General features: G+C 64.9%; 16 protein-coding genes, 1 tRNA gene and 1 riboswitch. Of the genes, 10 read left to right on the forward strand and 7 right to left on the reverse strand.

Features of this window, described 5'->3' with window-relative positions:
* The first annotated feature begins 73 nt into the window (after positions 1–73).
* Complete coding sequence (locus tag J3367_RS09090) at positions 74–1,837, forward strand: pilus assembly protein TadG-related protein (RefSeq protein WP_421460723.1); 1,764 nt, start codon at positions 74–76, stop codon at positions 1,835–1,837.
* 28 nt (positions 1,838–1,865) lie between these two features.
* Here J3367_RS09090 and J3367_RS09095 read toward each other — a convergent pair whose 3' ends face one another.
* Positions 1,866–2,273 carry a hypothetical protein gene (locus J3367_RS09095; RefSeq protein WP_024349816.1) on the reverse strand — a complete coding sequence of 136 codons (408 nt, stop codon included), beginning with the start codon at positions 2,271–2,273 and terminating at the stop codon, positions 1,866–1,868.
* A 203-nt stretch (positions 2,274–2,476) separates the two neighbouring features.
* Here J3367_RS09095 and J3367_RS09100 point away from each other — a divergent pair, with 203 nt between their 5' ends.
* A complete protein-coding gene (locus J3367_RS09100) occupies positions 2,477–3,559 on the forward strand; it encodes a GGDEF domain-containing protein (RefSeq protein WP_244495376.1) in 1,083 nt (360 codons plus the stop codon).
* Positions 3,560–4,688: 1,129 nt separating this feature from the next.
* On the opposite strand, the gene J3367_RS09105 is transcribed toward J3367_RS09100, so the two are convergent.
* Positions 4,689–4,765, reverse strand: a tRNA-Arg gene (locus J3367_RS09105).
* A 76-nt stretch (positions 4,766–4,841) separates the two neighbouring features.
* Positions 4,842–5,483 carry a thiamine diphosphokinase gene (locus J3367_RS09110; protein WP_024349819.1) on the reverse strand — a complete coding sequence of 214 codons (642 nt, stop codon included), beginning with the start codon at positions 5,481–5,483 and terminating at the stop codon, positions 4,842–4,844.
* 211 nt (positions 5,484–5,694) lie between these two features.
* A riboswitch (TPP riboswitch) is annotated at positions 5,695–5,791 on the forward strand.
* Between the two features lie 50 nt (positions 5,792–5,841).
* Between J3367_RS09110 and thiB the strand changes: the two genes are divergently transcribed.
* The 4 genes from thiB (at position 5,842) to J3367_RS09130 (ending at position 11,003) form a co-directional block, all read left to right on the forward strand.
* Positions 5,842–6,876, forward strand: coding sequence for a thiamine ABC transporter substrate binding subunit (gene thiB, locus J3367_RS09115; RefSeq protein WP_024349820.1), 1,035 nt, complete (start codon positions 5,842–5,844; stop codon positions 6,874–6,876).
* A 30-nt stretch (positions 6,877–6,906) separates the two neighbouring features.
* A complete protein-coding gene (gene thiP, locus J3367_RS09120; protein WP_024349821.1) occupies positions 6,907–8,535 on the forward strand; it encodes a thiamine/thiamine pyrophosphate ABC transporter permease in 1,629 nt (542 codons plus the stop codon).
* Positions 8,532–9,266, forward strand: a complete 735-nt coding sequence (thiQ, locus tag J3367_RS09125) for a thiamine ABC transporter ATP-binding protein (protein ID WP_024349822.1) — start codon at positions 8,532–8,534, stop codon at positions 9,264–9,266. Before thiP ends, thiQ begins: the two co-directional genes overlap by 4 nt.
* Before the next feature lie 213 nt (positions 9,267–9,479).
* On the forward strand, positions 9,480–11,003 hold the full coding sequence (locus tag J3367_RS09130) for a M48 family metalloprotease (RefSeq protein ID WP_051141551.1): 1,524 nt from the start codon (positions 9,480–9,482) through the stop codon (positions 11,001–11,003).
* Positions 11,004–11,091: 88 nt separating this feature from the next.
* Here the strand turns inward: J3367_RS09130 and J3367_RS09135 are convergent, their stop codons facing one another.
* The 3 genes from J3367_RS09135 to J3367_RS09145 form a co-directional block, all read right to left on the reverse strand.
* On the reverse strand, positions 11,092–11,961 hold the full coding sequence (locus tag J3367_RS09135; RefSeq protein WP_009210780.1) for an RNA polymerase factor sigma-32: 870 nt from the start codon (positions 11,959–11,961) through the stop codon (positions 11,092–11,094).
* Positions 11,962–12,313: 352 nt separating this feature from the next.
* Positions 12,314–12,931, reverse strand: coding sequence for a CarD family transcriptional regulator (locus J3367_RS09140; protein ID WP_024349824.1), 618 nt, complete (start codon positions 12,929–12,931; stop codon positions 12,314–12,316).
* A 428-nt stretch (positions 12,932–13,359) separates the two neighbouring features.
* Positions 13,360–14,265, reverse strand: coding sequence for a Crp/Fnr family transcriptional regulator (locus J3367_RS09145; RefSeq protein ID WP_244495377.1), 906 nt, complete (start codon positions 14,263–14,265; stop codon positions 13,360–13,362).
* Positions 14,266–14,439: 174 nt separating this feature from the next.
* On the opposite strand from J3367_RS09145, the gene J3367_RS09150 reads away from it, so the two are divergent.
* Positions 14,440–15,540 (forward strand): GGDEF domain-containing protein, encoded by a 1,101-nt coding sequence (locus tag J3367_RS09150; RefSeq protein ID WP_155898414.1) that lies wholly within the window; start codon positions 14,440–14,442, stop codon positions 15,538–15,540.
* A gap of 43 nt (positions 15,541–15,583) precedes the next feature.
* Here J3367_RS09150 and J3367_RS09155 read toward each other — a convergent pair whose 3' ends face one another.
* On the reverse strand, positions 15,584–16,753 hold the full coding sequence (locus tag J3367_RS09155) for a M20 aminoacylase family protein (RefSeq protein WP_024349827.1): 1,170 nt from the start codon (positions 16,751–16,753) through the stop codon (positions 15,584–15,586).
* A gap of 311 nt (positions 16,754–17,064) precedes the next feature.
* On the opposite strand from J3367_RS09155, the gene J3367_RS09160 reads away from it, so the two are divergent.
* The 3 genes from J3367_RS09160 to J3367_RS09170 all read left to right on the forward strand — a co-directional run bounded on the left by J3367_RS09160 (position 17,065) and on the right by J3367_RS09170 (position 20,208).
* Entirely contained in the window at positions 17,065–18,357 is a 1,293-nt protein-coding gene (locus tag J3367_RS09160; protein WP_244495378.1) for a D-alanyl-D-alanine carboxypeptidase family protein, read from the forward strand.
* 71 nt (positions 18,358–18,428) lie between these two features.
* On the forward strand, positions 18,429–19,520 hold the full coding sequence (locus J3367_RS09165) for a CobW family GTP-binding protein (protein WP_421460835.1): 1,092 nt from the start codon (positions 18,429–18,431) through the stop codon (positions 19,518–19,520).
* A gap of 136 nt (positions 19,521–19,656) precedes the next feature.
* Positions 19,657–20,208, forward strand: a complete 552-nt coding sequence (locus J3367_RS09170; protein ID WP_024349830.1) for a DUF924 family protein — start codon at positions 19,657–19,659, stop codon at positions 20,206–20,208.
* Positions 20,209–20,245 lie beyond the last annotated feature (37 nt).

Consider the following 20,245-nt stretch of genomic DNA (forward strand, 5'->3'; position numbering starts at 1 on the left):
CGCGAAACCATATGGAAACGGACCATAGGTAAGGTTTGCGCGCCAGGAATGGGCCGTTGGGGAGATCGATCTCGTGAAAAGCGCATCAGGCAAGCGGTTCTGGACGGCGGAATCCGGGAATGTGGCGGTCGTCTTCGGACTGACCCTGCCGATCCTCGCCTGCTGCATGGGCGCTGCGGTGGACATCTCCGGGATCTACGCGTCGAAACGCAACCTCCAGCATTCGGTCGATATCGCAGCGCTGGCCGCCGGTCGGGAATATTCCAACAACCAGCAGGATTCCCACCTGTCGAAGATCGCGGAAGGCTATTTCTTCGAGAACGCCGGGGCCGATGCGCGCGCGAACACCGACTTCAGCTATGACGGCATCTTCAACGAGGACGGCTCGACGGTTCTGCAGGTGTCGGCCGCCCGCCGGCATCCGACCATCTTCGGCGACCTCCTCTCCTTCGTGACCGCCGGCGAACTCGACTGGCGCGCGTTTCCGCTGGCGGCCCGAAGCCAGATCGTCGTCCAGAACCAGTCCATCGAACTGGTCATGGTGCTCGACAATTCCGGCTCGATGACCGGCCGGCCGAAATCCGGTGGCGGCAAGCGCAAGATCGACACCATCAAGGAAGCCGCCATCGGTCTCACCGATCAGTTCCTGAAGGGCGCCGCGTCCTCGACCCTGAAGCTGCCGGTCCAGTTCGGCGTCGTCCCCTTCGCCGCAGCGGTCAATATCGGGCCGGACAATCACGACGCGAAATGGATGGACACCAAGGGACGATCCTCGATCCACAACGAATATCTCGACTGGGCCAATTGGAAGACGAGCCGCGGTGTCAATCTGGCGGAGCGAAGCCCGACAGGCGACTACTGGCAGGAGATTTCCTCGAAGACGCCGCTGACGCGGTTCTTCGTCTATGAGAACGCGCACCACAAGAACGAATTGGGGCCCTGGTTGGGCTGCGTGGAATCGCGACCGAATGGGCTGGCGATCACCGACGCGGAACCCAACTACGCCAATCCCGACACGCTGTTTGTGCCAAGCTTCGGACCGGACGAATACGATGGCAACAAGGGCGACAACGACTATCTGGAAGATGACGGCAGCCGCTCGATGCGGGCCGAAGCGGCAATGTCGGTCCAGTCGAAGGTCGCAAAATATTTCGACGGCAGCAACTTGCAGCGTGGCAAACACCCTGGCCCGAACCGTGGCTGCCGGTCGACACCCATCACGCCGCTGACCGACAACCAGACCACGATCAATGCGGCGATCAACGCCATGGATGCGGATGGCGAAACCAACATTCCTGAAGGCATCGCCTGGGGCTGGCGGCTGTTGTCGGCCCGCGAACCCTTCACCCAGGGCCGAGCCAACGATGCCAAGGACAATCTGAAGGTCCTTGTGCTGATGACCGACGGCGACAACAATTACGGCAGCGACGAGAACGACTACAACGAATCCGGCTACGGCACCTTCGGCTATGCCAGTACCTACGACGCCTATGGCAATCATAGTTGGGGGCGGATCTTCGATGACACCAGCACGACCAGCAAGCGGGCGAACCGATCGAGCTTCGTCTCCGCGATGAACGAGAAGGTCGCGGCGATCTGCCAGAACATCAAGGATGACGGGCGCAAGGCCACCGGCGAGGACGGGATCGTCATCTTCACGATCGCCTTCGATCTCAACAATGGCTCCTCGGTGAAGAAGCTGATGGAGCAGTGCGCGTCCTACGGCATCACCGATCCGACGAAGAAGCTCTATTACGACGCCAAGAGCTCGAGCGACCTGATGGCGGCGTTCGATTCGATCACCGAACAGGTGTCGAGCCTGCGCATCGCAAAATAGCCTGCAGCCTCCCGGGGGGGAGGGGACGCTATTGCGTATCGAGCGTCAGTTCGAAGCGTTCGACGACGCTCGGCTGGATTACCCGGGCGGTCATCGTGACCAGCACGATCTGGGCGTCGAGGCTGTCCCCGGCCTCCATGGCGCGTTCGATCCGCTCGCCGACCCGCAGCGCCAGATCGACGTCGTTGGCGCCGGCAAAGCCTTCCGCGCCGATCATGCAATAGCCGAGGATCTCGGCCGCGGCACGGTAGGCTTGCGGCGCGGGAAACGCCCCGATCGCATGATCCTGCATCAGCCTGACCACCGTCAGCTTCACTGCCTCCGGCACCATCCGGGGATGCAGGTCGACGGAGCGCAGAGCGCTGTCGAGCTGTTTCAGATCCTCGGATCGCCCGAAGACACCGAACAGGCCGAGGGACGATCGTTGTCTGGTCATGGCGCGATCCTGCATCGACGGCATTGTACGGTCACGGGAGCGGTCGCACGGCAGCGAAGAAGGCCCCGGCCAACCGGTCTCTCCGCGGGCCCGAATTTCTTCTGCGGCCGATAGCCGTGTCGTTCCCGGTGTTTGTGGCTTCGTAACCCGTCGCGGCTATTGCAGATAGAGGCGGCAGGATCGGAGCCAGAACTTTGCCAAATATGGGTTTCTTTCTCGGCGTCGTGAACGGCCTCGGCATCTTCGCGCTGGTGACGATGATGTATGGCTGGGCCCTGCGCAAAGCCGAGCCGGGGCTTGGGCGAAGCCTTGCACTGGGCCTCTTGTTCGGTGTCGGGGCATCGCTGTCGATCGCCAATGCGGTCGAACTGGCGCCGGGCCTGCGGATTGACCCGCGGGCGGTCATGCTGGTCCTGGCGGCCCCATTCGGCGGACCGGGAGCCGCGACGGTGGCCGCGCTGGTCACCAGTCTTTTCCGGCTGCATCTCGGCGGCTCGGGTACGATGAGCGGGATCGCGAACATCGTGGCCATCGCGGCCATCGGTGCCTATTTCGCTCATTTCGTTTTCGAGAAGATGCAGCCGGCCCGCACCCGCGACCTCCTCGTGCTCGGCCTTCTCTGCAATGTGCCGTTTCTCTTCATCCTGACGGTGCCCGTCGACAGCGCGTCGCAGATCTTCCTGCGGACCATCGGTCCGATGACGGTTGCCGACGTGATCGGGGTTCTCGTCCTCGGTCGCTTTCTCTGCAGCGAGCGCAAGGCTTTCGTCTTTGGCCGGGCGCTGGAGGCGGAGGCGTCGACCGATCCGCTGACCCTTCTGCCCAATCGCCGCCATCTGGAGCGTCGCACCAGCGAGATGGTGGAGGTGGCACGGCGCAATGGCCGGCCGATCTCGGTGCTCGTCATCGACATCGACCGGTTCAAGCAGGTCAATGACACATATGGCCACGATGTCGGGGACACGATCCTCTTGAAGGTGGCGGATGTGGTCCGGGCCAATGTCCGCAAATCCGATGCGGTTGCCCGCTTCGGCGGCGAGGAGATCGTTGTGGCGATGGCGGATGCCACCCCGGCAGCGGCCCTGCAGACCGCCGAACGGATCCGGCTTTCCGTGGACGACAAGGTCTTCCATGGCGACCAGGAGAACGGCAACGTGACCGTCAGTGTCGGCGTCGCCACGCAGGAGGGGGAAGACCTGTCCTTCAAGCGCCTCTTCAAGGCCGCCGACGAAGCGCTCTTCCTCGCCAAGGACCGCGGCCGCAACCGCGTGGAAGTCGCGATATAAGGAAAGCCGGCGGCGGGCAGAGGGAGTGTACCAGTTCCGACACCGGCGACGGGGTGGCATGAGGATGCGGCACAGGTTTGACCAGTGCGTCCGGTCGGGTCCGCCACCAACTCGCCGAGGTCTTCTGAAGAGATTAGAAAAGTAAACCGATTAATGACGATAACGCGCTCCAGACCGCCCAGAGCATAACGCCGGTCGTGAGTACCAGTAACGTCGTTGCGAGCAAGCAGCCTTTCAGGAAGTCGTAATCCCAGGTGACGCTCACAATATCATGCGGCCGCCGGGCAGTCCTCTCCGCCGGGCGTTGGAGCGCCTTCTGCGTTGCTGACGAATTCTCAACATTGGTTTTGGCCGACATGAGGATGCGAGAACGATTCTGGACCCCTCGCTGTATTAGCGTCGGAGCAGACGTGGCCGTTAGCGGGCGAAGATCAAAAGGCGAGCGGCGCAGGTCGATACTAATGGGGATCCAGTGATGCCACGCAAAGATCCGTCTCATGAAGTCCATGAATGTATGCATGTATTTTGGATTGGTTCTTTCTGGCTCATCCATCCTGAGTGGATGACCTCACTGTTTGGACTGGTCCTTGATCTACGACGCAGGCGGATGGACCACATAAGGAGAGAGCGTCAATTCCAGGGACGGATGCTTCCGGCGAACTCCGGCTGTAAGCAACACGATTGTTGGCCGCGACCTAGTGCTCTCCACTCCGCCGATACCCCGAGACAATTATGGTGCAACATCACCGGTTGGCCTGCATCTCACGTCATAGACAGATTCGCGTTGTATTTCTGAGGGCACACATCCCATCCCCTCACTGCAGATGCAAGTGGCCTTGTTTGGATAGAGTGTTAGATGACCCCTGCTTACTAAAATACTTAACGGTCACGGGGAGTTCACGGTGAACCGGTGCGTTGAAGGCGCGCTGGCGGGGCGTTGCATCGTGCCGAAGTGTACGAGGGCCAGCGTCAGCACTAGCAATCGAAGCAACGCTTCGGGAGAATCGGCACATTAACAGACTGGGATCAGCGGCTGCTCAACGCGATGTATTCGGTTGTCGCTTGTATATCCCCGTGCATGGGTACGCGGCGAGGAGCCGCGTGGCCCTGCCGCAGGGCGCAAAGCAATTGGTGATCCCGACTGGATTCGAACCAGTGACCCTCAGATTAGGAATCTGATGCTCTATCCTGCTGAGCTACGGGACCGACCGCGCGCAACCTAGTCGAAGGCGCAGGGTTCGCCAAGTCTGCTCGCGAAGCTCTTGTGCGGCGATATTGCGGATCAGCGGACCTTGGGATCGGCCTGGGCGACGAGCAGCGCCGTGCCTTGGCGGATCGTCACGGCGATCGGCCCCAGCGCTTCGTTCGACTGGGTGAGGATCGAGTGGAATGGCAGGTCGACACCGTCGAGCGGCCATTTCGCGCCGGAGATCGTCAGCCCCGAAAGATCCGAGAATTTCAGGATCGAGAACTGCGTGCCGGGCGCAAGATCGAAGGCGCGGCGGTCCGGTCCCAGTGGCCAGGCGCGTTCGATACCGTCGAACAACTCCACGTCGATGCCGCGGGCGGCATAGCGCAGGGCCAGGATCAGATGTGCAAAGGCGTGGTCGCTGCGCGGGCCGCCGAGCGCGCCGACCAGAAGCAGGCCGGTCGCGCCACGCGTCAGCGCCGCCTCGATGGCGATCTCGCCGTCGGTCATCGCCTTGTCGCGGGGATAGGGTTCGCGGGGCAGGCTGGTCAGTTCGATCGCCGGTCGCGGCGGGCTGGAATCGAAATCGCCGACCCAGAGTTCCGGCGTAACCTGCAGTTCCGCAGCATGGCGCAGGCCATCATCCGCGGCGATGACCCGCGTGCCCTCCACCGCATTGATCAGCGCAGGGGTCGGGGCGATATGGCCGGCAAGGAGAATGGAAAAGCGCGACATCGCGGCTCGCCTACAGCATCGGGCCGCAAACGCCAATCGGCTGCTTCGACCTCGTAAGGAGATTGCCGGCCAGGGCATCGTCTGCTCGCAACGTCGGCGCGCAGCCTGGCAGTCTGACGCGAGAGCTCGGCACCGGGGCAGGGCAGAGCTGTCCCTTGGCTCAGGGGCGCGGCCGCCCTTGCCGGCAAGCGGCGTGGCCTCTAAGTCTTCCCATGCTCACACGGGGTGCCTTCGGGCTGAGAGGCGCATGCCGACCCGTCGAACCTGATCCGGCTCATACCGGCGGAGGGATGCGGGCGTCGGCGGGTGTCTCGCGGATGCTTTCGTTTCGAAAGCCGCCGTCTCGAAAGGCACCATCATGGCCCGACCCGTCTTCCTCCTGCCGCTGTCCGTTCGCCATCTCGGCGTTTGCGCCGCCGCCCTTCTGGCCGGCGTGACCGGAGCGGTCGCCCAGGCCGACAAGCCGGTGCTCACCGTCTACACCTATGAGAGCTTCACGCCCGAATGGGGGCCGGGCCCGAAGATCGAGGCGGGTTTTGAAGTGGTGTGCGCCTGCGATCTGCAGTTCGTTGGGCTCGAGGACGGCGTCGCGATCCTCAATCGTCTCAAGCTCGAAGGCCCCTCGACCGAAGCCGATGTCGTCCTCGGCCTGACCACCGATCTCATCCCCGAGGCCAAGGCGACCGGCATGTTCGCGCCGAGCGGGGCGGATCTCTCGGGTCTCGACGTGCCGACCGGCTTCTCGGACGACATCTTCGTCCCTTACGACTATTCCTATCTCGCCTTCGTCTACGACAGCGAAGCGATCGCCGAACCACCGGCGAGCCTCGACGATCTGGTCAATGGCGATCCCGAGGTGAAGATCGCCATCGAGGACGCGCGGACCTCGACGCCCGGCCTCGGCATGATGCTGTGGATGAAGAAGATCTATGGCGACGAGGCCGCCGCCAAATGGGCGCAGCTGTCGAAGCGCATCCTGACCGTGACGCCCGGCTGGAGCGAGGCCTATGGCCTGTTCACTAGCGGCGAGGTGCCGATGGTTCTCAGCTACACGACATCGCCCGCCTACCACATGATCGAGGAAGACACCGACCGCTATCAGGCCGCGGCCTTCGCGGAGGGCCACTACCTGCAGATCGAGGTGGCGGCGATGCTGAAGACGACCGAAACCGCCGAACTGGCGACCCGCTTCCTCGACTACATGCTGACCGCCGAGGTGCAGTCGCTGATCCCCACCACCAACTGGACGTTGCCGGTCGCGGACGGCATCGATCTGCCTGAAGCGTTTGGCCGCCTGGTGCAGGTGGAGACGCCGCTGATGATCGATCCGGAAACCGTGGCGGCGAACCGCAAGGCATGGACGCAGGAATGGCTCGAAGCGATCGGCCGCTGACGATCGAGCGCGCGTCCCGGTGAGGCGTTCATGACCGGTGCTGCGGATCGTGCCTGGCGGATCGGCCTCGGCCTCGGCGCTGCCGGTATCCTCGTCGGCTTCCTCGCCGGTGCCTTCGTCGTGCTTCTCTTTGCGACCGGCGCCGTACCCGATTTTCGGGCGGTGGCCGGCGATCGCTATCTCCTCGGCGTCGTCCTGTTCACCCTCGAGCAGGCGGTGCTGTCGACCCTCCTGTCGGTGGTGGGCGCCATCCCGCTGGCACTGGCCCTGCATCGTGCCCGCTTTCCCGGTCGCCGTGCGGTGCTGCGCCTGTTTCTCCTGCCGCAGGTGCTGCCCGTGCTGGTCGGCGCGCTGGCGATCCTCACCATCTGGGGCCGCAACGGTCTCGTCTCCGATGCTTTCGCGGCGATCGGACTGGCGCGGCTCGACATCTATGGTCTCTCCGGCATCCTGATCGCCCATGTCTTCTTCAACCTGCCGCTGGCCGCCCGGCTGATGCTGGCCGGGCTCGATCGCGTGCCGGCCGAAAGCTGGAAGCTCGCCGGGCAATTGTCGCTGAGCCCGCTGGCCACGTTCCGGCTTGTCGAATGGCCGGCCCTGCGCGGTGCACTGCCGGCGGCCGCAAGCCTGATCTTCATGCTCTGCGTCACCAGCTTCACTCTGGTTCTGGTGCTGGGGGGCGGGCCCGGCGCCACGACGCTGGAAGTCGCGATCTACCAGTCGCTGCGCTACGACTTCGATCCCGGCCGTGCGATCACGCTGTCGCTCGTCCAGATCGGCCTGACAGCGATCGTCCTGTGGCTGGCGACCCGTCTCGGCGGCGATGTCGCCGCCGGTTTCGGCCTTGGCGGCCGCGCGCTGCGCTACGATCGCCGCAGTCCTGCGCGGGCCGCGGTGGACGCGCTCGTGCTGCTCCTCGGCATCGGCTTCGTCCTGGCGCCCTTCGTCGCGGTGGTGGTGCGCGGCCTGGAAGCGGACCTGGCGCGATTGCTGGCCGATCCGGCGGTCCATCGTGCGGCGATCACCAGCATCGTCATCGCGACGGCCGCCGCGCTTCTTGCGATGGCCGTCTCGCTGGCCATCGTCCTTGCCGTCGAGGCGCTGCGCAACGCGCCGGAGGACCGGCTGTCCCCACGCAGGCAGGCGCTCGGTGACGGGTTGGAGACGACGGCCAGTCTCGTGCTCGTTGTTCCCCCCATCGTGGTCGGGGCCGGCTGGTTCCTCGCGCTGCGGCAGGTCACCGACGTCTTTGCCGCTGCGCCCTATGTCGTGGTCGCCACCAACGCCGCCATGGCCGTGCCTTTCATCGTGCGCATCGTCGGGCCGGCGCTGGCGGCGGCCAACCAGGCGACTGGCCGGTTGGCCGACAGCCTCGGCCTTGCAGGTCTGTCGCGACTGCGGGTGGTGGACTGGCCGGTCTTGCGCGCGCCGGTTGCCCTCGGCTTTGCCTTCGCCCTGGCGATCTCGCTCGGCGATCTCGGCGCCATCGCCCTGTTCGGCAGCCAGGACCTGGTGACCTTGCCCTATCTCCTGCTGCAGCGCATGGGCAGCTATCGCACGGCCGACGCGGCCGGACTGGCGCTGCTCCTTGGCATCCTGTGCCTGTCGCTGATGGCCCTGGCCGAGCGCGGACTGACACGAAGGGACCATCCGGCATGAAGAAGGCCCTCGTCCTCGATGACGTCCGCTTTGCCCATGGCGGCAGCGAGATGCGCTTCGATCTTGCGGTGGAGGCTGGCGAATGGCTGGCGGTCATCGGTCCGAGCGGCGCCGGCAAGTCGACGCTGCTTGACCTCGTAGCGGGGTTCGCTGCGCCCTCCGCGGGCACGATCGCCGTCGACGGACGCGCGATGGCTGGTGTCGCGCCGGCGGAACGCCCGCTCAGCATCGTCTTCCAGGACAACAATCTGTTTCCCCATCTCGACGTCTTCCGCAATGTCGCCCTCGGCATCGCGCCCGATCTCCGGGTGGCTGCCGCGGACAGACGCCGCGTCGAGGCGGCTCTGGACGCGGTCGGGCTGGCGGGCTTCGGCAAGCGGCGCCCGGCCGAGATGTCGGGCGGCGAAAGGCAACGCGTGGCCTTGGCGCGGGTCTTTCTGCGCGATCGGCCGCTTCTCCTTCTCGACGAGCCCTTCGCCGCCCTTGGCCCTGCTCTTCGCCGCGAGATGCTGGCGATCCTGACCGAATTGCGGGTAGGGCGCGCGGATCCGCCGGCGATCGTCATGGTCACGCACCATCCCGAGGATGCTGTCGGCCACGCCGACCGGACGGCATTTCTCGACGCCGGCGAGATCGCGGCGATCGGGCCGACGCGCGCCCTGTTGGCCGGAGACGGCGATCCGCGGGTGGCGCGCTATCTCGGCACCGTCGCGCCTAGGGAACGACCTTGACCCCGACCGACAAGGGACCGGCCCGCTAACTTCGTGACTGACGTATTTCCGGCGGATTTTCCCGGTAGCGGACAGGGAAGGCACGAGGCAAGCGGCGGCGCTTTTTCGAAATCTGTTGCTGATCGATCCTAACCCGTGTGACAGCGGTTCGGATAAGCCTTGAGTCTCGGGAAGCGAAGCGGTTCTGTGGGGGCGACGATCGCAGCGATGGCAATGAACTCCGGTCCTGGTCGTGCGGGACGCCTTGTGCGCCGCATGATCGGCGGTGTCGCGCTCGGCGCGTTGCTGGCGACCGGCGCCTGCACCACGATCGAAGCGGGGCTGGATGGCCTGTCGCCTGCCAGCAGCAGCGTGCAGGCGGGATATGCTGCGACGCGTCGTCCGATTACCTTCGAAAACGTCCAGCGCAGCGATCCGCAATCGGTCATCGGACGCTCCCAGCACCCCAAAATCCTGGCGGCCTATGGCGGCGCCTATTCCGATCCCAAGCTGGAGCGCACGCTCGCCACCATCGTCGGCAAGCTGGCTGCCCAGACCGACGATCCGAACCGCGCCTACCGCATCACCATCCTGAACTCGCCCAACGTCAATGCCTTCGCGCTGCCGGGCGGCTACGTCTACATCACCCGTGGTCTCGTCGCCCTGGCCAACGATTCGGCCGAGGTGGCTGCGGTGATCGGCCACGAGATGGCGCATATTACCGCCAATCACGGCATCGAGCGCCAGCAGCGCGAGCAGGCCGCCGAGATTGCCAGCCGGGTCGTCAGCGAAGTGCTGGCGGGCGAGCCGGCCGGGCAGGTCGCCCTGGCGCGCGGCAAGCTGAGCCTTGCCCAGTTCTCGCGCCAGCAGGAGCTGCAGGCCGACATTCTCGGCATTCGCCACATCGCCAAGGCCGGTTTCGATCCGTTCGCCGCCGCGCGCTTCCTGCAGGCGATGGATTCCTATGCCAAGATCCGCACGGCCTTCCAGGCCGGCGATCCCGAGCTGGACTTCCTCTCTTCGCATCCGTCGGCGCCGCAACGCATCGATCTCGCCAACCGGCATGCGCGGGAATACGGCCAGCCGGGCACGGGGGCGACGGATCGCGATCGCTATCTGGCGGGCATCGACGGCATGCTGTTCGGCGATTCCGCCGTCGAAGGCTATGTCCGCGAGCAGCGCTTCTACCATCCCGGTCTCGGCATCACCTTCGAAGTGCCGAAGGGCTTCGTCATCGACAACACCGCCGAGGCCGTGCTGGCGAGCGGCCCCAACGACACCGCGATCCGGTTCGATGGCGTCGCATTGCCCAAGACCACCGGCCTCGTCGACTACGTCAACAGCGGCTGGATCGGCGGGCTCGACCCGTCGAGCATCCAGGCCTTCAAGATCGGCAATCTCGACGCGGTGTCGGCCCGGGCTGAGGGCGGCGAATATGTCTTCGACGTCACCGTGGTGCGGGTCGGCGGACAGGTCTATCGCTTTCTGACGGCCGTGCAGGCAAGTTCCGCGGGCACGGCGGCCGGGATCGCAGGGAAGGTGGCGAACTCGTTCCGGCTTCTCTCGACGGCCGAGAAGGAGAGCCTGAAGCCGCTGCGCATCCGGATCGTCACGGCATCGGCCGGCGACAGTACGGCTTCGCTGGCCGCCCGCATGGTTGGGGTTGAGGGCAAGACGGCGATGTTCCGGCTGCTCAACGATCTCGATGCGAATGAGAACGTGAAGCCCGGTACGCGGTACAAGATCGTCGCCGAGTAACCGGTCTCCCCCTGGCGCCAGACTGCGATCCAACGAAAAAGGGGCGCCCGATCGGGAGCCCCTTTTTCGTTGGAAGTGATGCTGGCGATCAGCTCACATAGGCACTGCGGTCGGCGTTGGTCTCGAGCAGCGCAGCGCGCAGCTTTTCCAGCGCACGGGTCTCGATCTGGCGCACCCGCTCCTTGGAGATGCCGAGCTTGGTGCCCAGCGCTTCCAGGGTGGCACCGTCGTCCTGCAGGCGGCGCTCGCGGATGATCTTCAGCTCGCGCTCGGACAGAACGTCGAGGGCACTGTGCAGCCAGGTGACGCGACGCTCGTCGTCGATCGACACGGAGACCATCTCGTCCGGCAGGGGCGAGTTCGACACGAGGAAATCCTGTCGGTCGGCGCTGCCAGATTCGTCTTCCATCAGGGGGGCGTTGAGGGAGGAATCAGGGCCGGACAGACGGGAATCCATCAGCGCCACGTCGCCTTCCGACACCTTCAGTGCCGTCGCGATTTCCTTGTACATGGCGCTGCCGGTCACGCCGCCGTCGGCGCCCTGGCTGAGCCGTGCCCGCAGCCGGCGCAGATTGAAGAAGAGAGCCTTCTGGGCCGAAGAGGTGCCGCCGCGAACGATCGACCAGTTGCGCAGGATGTAGTCCTGGATTGATGCCCGGATCCACCACGTCGCATAGGTGGAGAAGCGCACTTCCCGCTCCGGCTCGAACCGTGCCGCTGCCTCCAGAAGACCGACATGGCCTTCCTGGATGAGGTCGTTCATAGCGAGGCCGAAATGGCGGAACTTGGCGGCCATCGAGATGACGAGGCGCATATGGGCGGAGGTAATCTTGTGAAGGGCTTCCTGGTCGCGCTTTTCCTTCCAGCGCACCGCCAGTTCGTACTCTTCTTCGCGCTGCAGGTACGGGGCGGACATGGCCGCGCGGATCAGCGTACGGCGAGCGGACTGTGACTTCATCGGTTACCCTCCGGTCAAGCTTATGAGGCGCTGTGGCCTACCGAGCGAGGCTGCTTGCGGGTTCACGCGTCGGTGTTCATGAAACACGGATTGGCCGCAAACGTTCCCGGAGGGGAAAACTTTTTTGGCTTAGGTAGCGGGGGTGCCGTATTCGGCAAGGGAACCGGGCCGATGGCGGCCGGCGCGCAAGATCGCGCAAAGGCGATCAGGATCGCCGTGTGTGAAGCCTATGCCAGTTTGCACGCAGAGGCAACGATGGCGCTCGGGGCCCGGCGCCACAAGAAAGGCCGGCGCACCTTGCGGTGGCCGGCCCGGCTTCGTCCGTGGACGATAGTCATGTTCGAAGGCGGCCTCAGGCCGCCTTTTCCTGCTCGTCGGTCTCGCCGGTGGCAGCCGCCGGTGCATCGGCCTCGCCTTCGGCTTCCGCTTCTTCCTCACCCTTGGCGACGCGCTTCGGGCCCTTGTTGAGGTTGAGCTCGATCAGCTGCACCGCCTCGGTCTCGGAGACCTCGTTGACGGCCGCGAGTTCGCGGGCCATGCGGCCGAGCGCGGCTTCGTAGAGCTGGCGTTCGGAATAGGACTGCTCGGGCTGGCTGTCGGCGCGATAGAGGTCGCGGACCACTTCGGCGATCTGGATCAGGTCGCCCGAATTGATCTTGGCATCGTATTCCTGGGCGCGGCGGCTCCACATGGTCTTCTTCACGCGGGCGCGGCCCTGCACGACCTTCAGCGAGCGCTCGACGAAGTCCGTTTCAGAGAGTTTGCGCATGCCGACGGATTCGGCCTTGGCGACCGGGACCTTCAAGCGCATCTTGTCTTTCTCGAAGTCGATGACGAAGAGCTCGAGCTTCATGCCCGCTACTTCCTGCTCCTCGATCGCTACGATCTGGCCGACGCCATGAGCCGGATAGACGATGCTCTCTCCGGTCTTGAAACCCTGGCGGTTGGAAGCCTTCTTCTGACTGCTCATACGCTTTTTTAAACTCCCTGTTGTGCCTGGCCGCGGCAGCCGCTAGACACGGGTGGCGGCGCAGGCGCCGCCGTTTGCTTGGGGCCCGGTGGTACTTGCCGGACCGCAGTCGATCGGTGTAATCGCCTCCCGTGTTCCCGCATGAGCGCCGCATGGACCGAGCGGTCGCAAGCGGACGGACATTCTTCTCGGTAGGGGAAGCATCCTTTTCGGACAGGCCCGAGAGCGCTGGACGGCGTCAAGAGCTGGCCATGAGGCCGACTGTGTGACGACCCTACACCAATCTGACGAAAAATTCAAGGTTTCTGCCACTTAGGCGGTCGTTCGTCGCGGCGCAGCATCCGCGCGGCGCGATTCGCGGCGTGCCACGTCGTACGGGTTCCATCCACCTGTCTGCGACGCAGGCAATCAGCGGGTGGGCGCGGCCTTCAGTTCCCCTTCGGCGAACCCGGTACCATGTGCACCTCCTGGCGAAAGTGCAGGTATTGCGGATCGAAGTCGCCGACATGGGCAAAGGCGGACCAGTCCTTGATCGTCATGCGGGAACGCTCCCGCTCGATCAGGTTCTCCGCTTTGAATTCCTGCAGCACCCGGTTCACCGTCACGACGGTGAGGCCAAGCGCATCGGCCAGTTCGTGCTGGGTCAACGGCAGATGATAGACGAGGTCCGGCGCAAGCTGCACGGCCCGTAACCTGACCGCGAGTTCGCAGAGAAGATGCGCCGTGCGGCTCTTGCCGGACAGGCGGCCGAGCCCGACGATCCATTCACGGAAGATCGCGCCGTCGATGAGTGTTTCGAGCCACAGGGCGGCGGCGACATTGGGCCGCTCCCGGCAGAGGTTCCAGACGGCCTTGTGAGACACGAACCCCACGCGCGACGGGGTGGTGGCCGCAAAACTGTGGTCCATCCGGCGGATATGCAAGCTGTGTAGGTCCGGAATATCACCCGGGACGTTGAAGGCGATGATCTGCCGGCGGCCATCGCGAATGTTGCGATAGCGATAGGTGAAGCCTTCGATGAGGATACAGCAATGGGAGACCGTCTCGCCCTCGCTGACGATATCCGTGTCGGCGGCGACGTCACGAACGGCGATGGGCAGGGCCGACAGCGCGGCGCGATCCTCGTCGTTCAATTCCGCGATCATGTCGAGGCGGGTGATCAGCTTTCGATGGGCGTCAGTCGCCAATGCACATCCTTCCATTCCGTCGAGAGTGAAGACGATGGCATTCCGCGCCACAGCCCCATTCCGCTTGACCGACACCTTCGGCATGACAGGCAAATGGTTTGCCTGCAAGACACGGCGCCCGCTGCCTGGGATGGTTGCATCATGCAATGGTGATGACGTGCGATCTACCCGTCTAGAGTAGGCAAATTGTTGCCCGGATACCGGACATTAACCGTTTCGAACAAAATTGCCGGCATAGTCGAACGAGTTCAATGATCCGATTGACCGAGCGCTGTGGCCCATCTTGACCTCATCCTAGTGCTGCTGAACGGGCTTGGCCTGATGGCGCTGATCGCTCTGGCGTTCGGTACCATCGAGCGCCTGATGTCGGACCCGGCGCTGAAGCGGTGGCTGCATGCGCCTGTGTTCGCGATGGGCACCGTCGCTTCGATGCTCTCTCCGGCGCATCTCGCCGACGGCATCATCGTCGATACGCGCTGCGTCATCGTCGCCTTGGCAGGAGCGTTCGTCGGCTGGCCCGCGGCGCTGGTGGCAGGTCTCGCCGGCGCGATCTACCGGATGGGGCTAGGCGGTGCCGGTGCGCCCGTCGGCGTCGCCACGATCGTGCTGGCCGCCGGCGTTGGGCTGATCTGGGGCCGACTGTACCGGCATGGCCAGACCGCGCGGCGTCGTCATCTCGTCGTGCTCGGCCTGCTCGTATCAGCTCATATCGGACTGTTCGTCCTGCTGCCGTTGCCAGATCCGCTGGGTTTCACCTTGAACCTGATCCCCTTCGTGGTGCCGACCTATGTCGCGGGCGTCTTCGTGATGGGGTCGATGATGCAGCGGGAGACCCGCATGATGCGGCGCGAACAGAGCCTCGAGGTGGATGCCTTCACCGATGCCCTGACTGGCCTTGCGAACCGTCGGGCCTACGACGCGCTGATCGCCGAGGAACTGGCACAAGGTCGCGGCGCGGATATCGGCGTGACGCTGCTCGTCGTGGATTTCGATCACTTCAAGCAGGTCAACGATACTTATGGACACGAGACCGGCGACGAGGCGTTGAAGGCCGTCAGCCGTATCCTGCGGTCCTGCGTACGCGAAGGCGACTATGTCTGCCGCCATGGCGGCGAGGAATTTACCGTGATCCTGCCGCAGACCGGACTGCCGCAAGGCCGGCGCACGGCCGAGCGCATTCGGCACGCCATCGAAGCGGCTCCGCTGATCGCCGGCGACCGGAACCTGTCGCTGACGGTCAGCATCGGCGTTGCCGGAGCGCCGCAGCATGGCGACGATCCGAACACGCTGTATCGTTGCGCCGATGCGGCGCTCTACGAAGCGAAAAGCGCAGGACGCGACCAGGTGGTTGTGTATGGGCGCCCTCAACTGCGCGAGATCGTGTCGCTCGACGAAACTAAGGTGCTGGCGCTCGCCAGCTGACGCATTCTCCTACTGACCACGGCCGGAAACGCGCGCGGACCCCTCAGCTTCGGGCGAGGGCGGCCTCGGCGAGGCGCTGCCAATAGCTGGCGCCGAAGACGAGAGCGTCGTCGGCGAAGTCATAGCTGGCGCTGTGCAGGCTGGCGCTGTCGCCATTGCCGATGAAAACATAGGCTCCGGGGCATTTCTCCAGCATGTAGGAAAAATCCTCGCCGGCCATCAACGGCGCCGCCGCTGAATCCACCGCATCGGCCCCGGCGATGTCGGCGGCGATCCCGGCGCAGAACTCGGCCTCCGCCGGATCGTTGATGGTGATCGGGTAATTGCGATCGTAGTCGACCCGCACATGCGCGCCATGGGCGGTGGCGATCCCCTGCGCGATCTCGCGGATCCGGGCTTCGGCGAGTTCCCGCAGTTCGAGCGACAGGGCCCGGACCGTTCCCGACACGACGGCCTCGTCCGGGATCACATTGTGGGCGAAGCCGGCATGGAACTGGGTGACGGAGACGACCAGCGACTGCAGCGGATCGGCATTTCGCGCGACGATCGCCTGCAGCCCCTGGACAATGGCCGCGCCGACGACGATCGGGTCGACTGCGCGATGGGGGAGGGCGGCATGGCCGCCGCGCCCGTCGACGGTGATCACGAACTCGTCCGTCGAGGCCATGATCGGGCCGCCCCGCATGCCGAACCGGCCGATCGGCATGCCCGGCAGATTGTGCATGCCGTAGACGCGGCTGAGCGGCAGCCGCTCGAACAGCCCGTCATCGATCATCGCCTTGGCCCCGGCGCCGCCTTCCTCTGCAGGCTGGAAGATCAGCGCCACGGTTCCGTCGAAGGCGCGTGTCTCGCAAAGGCTGCGGCCGGCGGCGAGCAGCATCGTCGTATGGCCGTCATGGCCGCAGGCATGCATCATGCCGGGCACCTTGGACGCGTAGGCGACGCCCGTCTCCTCGGTGATCGGTAGCGCGTCCATGTCGGCGCGAAGGCCGATCATCGGCCCGCCCGCACCGCTTCGGCCATGCACCAGACCCACGATACCCGTCCGGCCCATTCCGGTGATCACCTCGTCGCAGCCGAAGTCGCGCAGCTTGCCGGCAACGAACGCCGCGGTCTCGTGGACCTCGTAGAGCAGTTCGGGACGCTGGTGCAGGTGCTGGCGCCAGCCGGCGATCTCCGGTTGAGCATCCGCGATTCGGTTGTTGACAGGCATGGGCGACTTTCCGACTCTCTGGTTCGGACCTACAAGGGAATGTGAGGTCGATGCGTCAACCCGGCATTGCCATGCTTGGGACACAGCCCAAGCTTAGGCGCCCGTCTGCTTTATCGGATCGACGAAAAACGGCAGCCTGACCGCAATCAATGAAGGAATCCAGCGTGAAGACGCGCGCGTCCCGACCATTTCCCGTTTTTCCCCTCGTTTGCCTTCTGGCGCTTGTTTTTGCTGTCGTGCCCCTGGCCGGCGGGCCCGCACTGGCCCAGGCAGCGAAGGCCGACGCAGCCGCGACGGATACGGCGCCGCCAATGGCCTCGATCGTCGTGGACGTGGCGACGGGCAAGGTCCTGTCGCAGCAGCATGCGTCCGAACGGCGCTATCCGGCTTCGACGACGAAGCTGATGACGGCCTATCTGGCGCTGAAGGCGCTTCGCGAATCCCGGCTGTCCCTCGACTCGCCGGTGATCGTCACGCGCCGCTCCGCTGCTGAAGCTCCCAGCAAGATGGGATTCAAGCCGGGCTCGGTGATCCGTCTGGACTTCGCCCTGCGGATGATGCTCGTGAAGTCGGCCAACGACATTGCCTATGCCATCGGCGAGACGGTTGGCGGATCGATGGAAGAGTTCGTCACGATGATGAACGATGCCGCCGCGCAACTCGGCATGCAGGACACCCGTTTCATCAACGCCAATGGCCTGCCGGGGGAAGGGCAACATACCTCCGCCAAGGATCTCGCCATTCTGGGTGTTGCGATCCGCCGCGAATTTCCAGCCTTCGCCGATTATTTCGGTACGGAGGCGATCTCCAACGGCACTGCGATCCTGAAGAACGGCAACAAGTTGCTCGGTCGCTTCGACGGCGCCGATGGCATGAAGACCGGTTACATCTGCGCCTCGGGCTTTAATCTCGTGTCGTCTGCGACCCGCAACGGCCGCACGCTCGTGGCGGTGGTGATCGGCGCGAACGGCACCATTCCGCGCGAGCGGTTGTCGGCCGAAATCCTCGAGGCGGGCTTTGCAACCGATCCCGCCTCCGTCGACATTCGGGTGGACGAATTGCCGGTCGCATCCAGCACCGAGCCGCTGGATGTCTCCGATTACATCTGCTCGGCGGAAGGTCGTACGGCGCGGGCCAACGAGCGTGTGGAGGAACGCGACCGCGAGCAGACCTTCGGCTCGCCCTACCTGCGTGATCTTGACCGCTCGCCGGTGGTCTTCCGAGTCGCCCTCGGTGGCGCCGCCGGCAACGCTATTGCCGAGCCCGGCATCTCGATCATCTCCGCCTATGGCATTCCGCTGCCGACCCCACGCCCCGACTATACGCCGGCGCCGGCCGCCGAAGTCGATGCGACGCCGCAAGTGCCGGCACCGACCGATGCGCCCGTGCCAGCGGCACCCTCCGGGGAGGCAGTCGAGACGGAGGAAAAGGAAGTAGTCGTCGAAGCCACCGGCTCGGGGGATGTCGACGGGCGCGCCACGGATCTGGGCATCGATCGGGACGGCAAGACCTCACGGCTCGCCATCCGGCGCGACGACGCTGGCGATCTGCGCAAGGCGACGACGGCGCCGGTGCCGAGCGCCGCAGAACGGCCGGCAAACTGACCCGCGCCCCGATCCGCCTCACCGTCCTCACCGGCTTCCTCGGTTCCGGCAAGACGACGCTACTCAACCGCCTGCTTGCCGAGCCGGCGGTCACGAACACGGCCGTCGTGGTCAACGAATTCGGCGAGGCGGGCATCGACCAGCTTCTGATCGAGACCGAGTCCAGCGATGGTGTGATCGAACTGTCGGACGGATGCCTGTGCTGCAGCGTGCGCGGCGAACTCGTCGAGACCCTCATCCAACTGGCGGAGCGTCCCCGATCCGACCGAGAACCGCCTCTTGAGCGGGTGATCGTCGAGACGACGGGGCTTGCGGACCCGGCACCGATCCTGGCGTCGCTGATGGCGCAGCCGGCGCTCCTTAAGGCTTACGTTCTCGATGGCGTGATCGCAGTGGTGGATTGCCTTGCCGGAAGCCGCAATCTTGCCGAGCGCAGTGAAGCGCGCCGGCAGGTCGCCATCGCCGACCGCGTCGTCGTCACCAAGGCCGACCTTGCCGACCAGGGCGCACGGTCCGCACTCGATGCGGCCGTGCGGGGGCTGAATTCCGGAGCCGGACTGGTCGAGGCCGGCGATGGCCTGCCCCTGGCCGACCGGCTCTTGCATTGCGGCCTCTACGATCCGTCCACCGGCGTGGTGGATGCAAGGCGCTGGCTGGGGCTCGCAGATGATGCCGAAGCCCGGTCGGAGGCGAATTGTGATGGCGTGCACGCGGACCATGCACACCACGCAGGGCATCACCACCATGGCCCAGGTCACGAACATGCGGGCGACAGCCATCACCATGGCAGCGTCCGGTCGTTTTCGCTGGTGGAATCAAACCCCGTCGCCTGGGAAGCGGTCGAGGCGTTTCTCGACCTGCTGCGCGCCACGCAGGGCGAGCATATCCTTCGGATGAAGGCGATCGTCCATCTGCGCGAAGCCTCGGATCGCCCCGTCGTCCTGCATGGTGTTCGCGAGTACCAGCATCCCCCGGCGCAACTTGCCGCCTGGCCGCAGGGGACCCGCCGCGAGACGCGCATCGTGCTCATCGGTGATGCGTTGCCCGAAAATTATGTCCGCGATCTCTTCGCCGCCTTCACCGGCGGCGCGCGCGTCGACGCGCCCGACCGCACGGCCCTGGAAGACAACCCGCTGGCGGTGCCGGGCTACAGCTTTCCCTGAGTGGCTCGTTCACCAACCACCTTGCAGCGGAAGCGGCTGTGCAGGGAAGCCAAGCCGGTCCGATCTTCTTTCGCGGTGGCCGCGATCCTATCTGGGGGCGGTGCCTGAAACCCCGTCCCTGCAATGAAGGTCCGACATGAGCGAGTATGCGATCGATCCCCAGATCATCGTCGATTTCTGGCGAGACGCCGGGCCTGAGCGGTGGTTCGCCAAGAGCGATGCCTTCGATGCGACGATCCGGCAGCGTTTTGGCGATATCTACGAGCAGGCGGCAGCGGGCGACCGCGATGCCTGGATCGAAGAGCCTACTGGGGCTTTGGCGCTGGTCATTCTGCTGGACCAGTTTCCGCGCAACATCTTCCGCAATTCGCCGCAGGCCTTCGCCACCGATGCCAAGGCGCTGGCGATCTCCCGAACGGCGCTTGCCCGTGGCGACGACCGGATTGTGGGCGAGGATCTGAACGCGTTCCTCGCGATGCCGCTGATGCATTCGGAGAATCTCGCGGATCAGGAAGCCTGCGTGGAGTGGATGGAAACCATCGGCGGGGCGGGCAACCGCAAGGCCGCTGCCGAGCATCGCGACATCATCGCGCGTTTCGGCCGATTTCCGCACCGAAATGCCGTCCTGGGGCGCCAATCCACCCCCGAAGAGCTCGAGTTTCTTGCCTCCGGAGGATTTTCCGGCTGATTCCGGGTGAAGTCCGTACTTTTTTAAAGTCCTCGGC

It is taken from the genome of Aurantimonas sp. NFXS3 (genome assembly GCF_049132005.1).
In the GTDB taxonomy this organism is placed as follows: domain Bacteria; phylum Pseudomonadota; class Alphaproteobacteria; order Rhizobiales; family Rhizobiaceae; genus Aurantimonas; species Aurantimonas coralicida.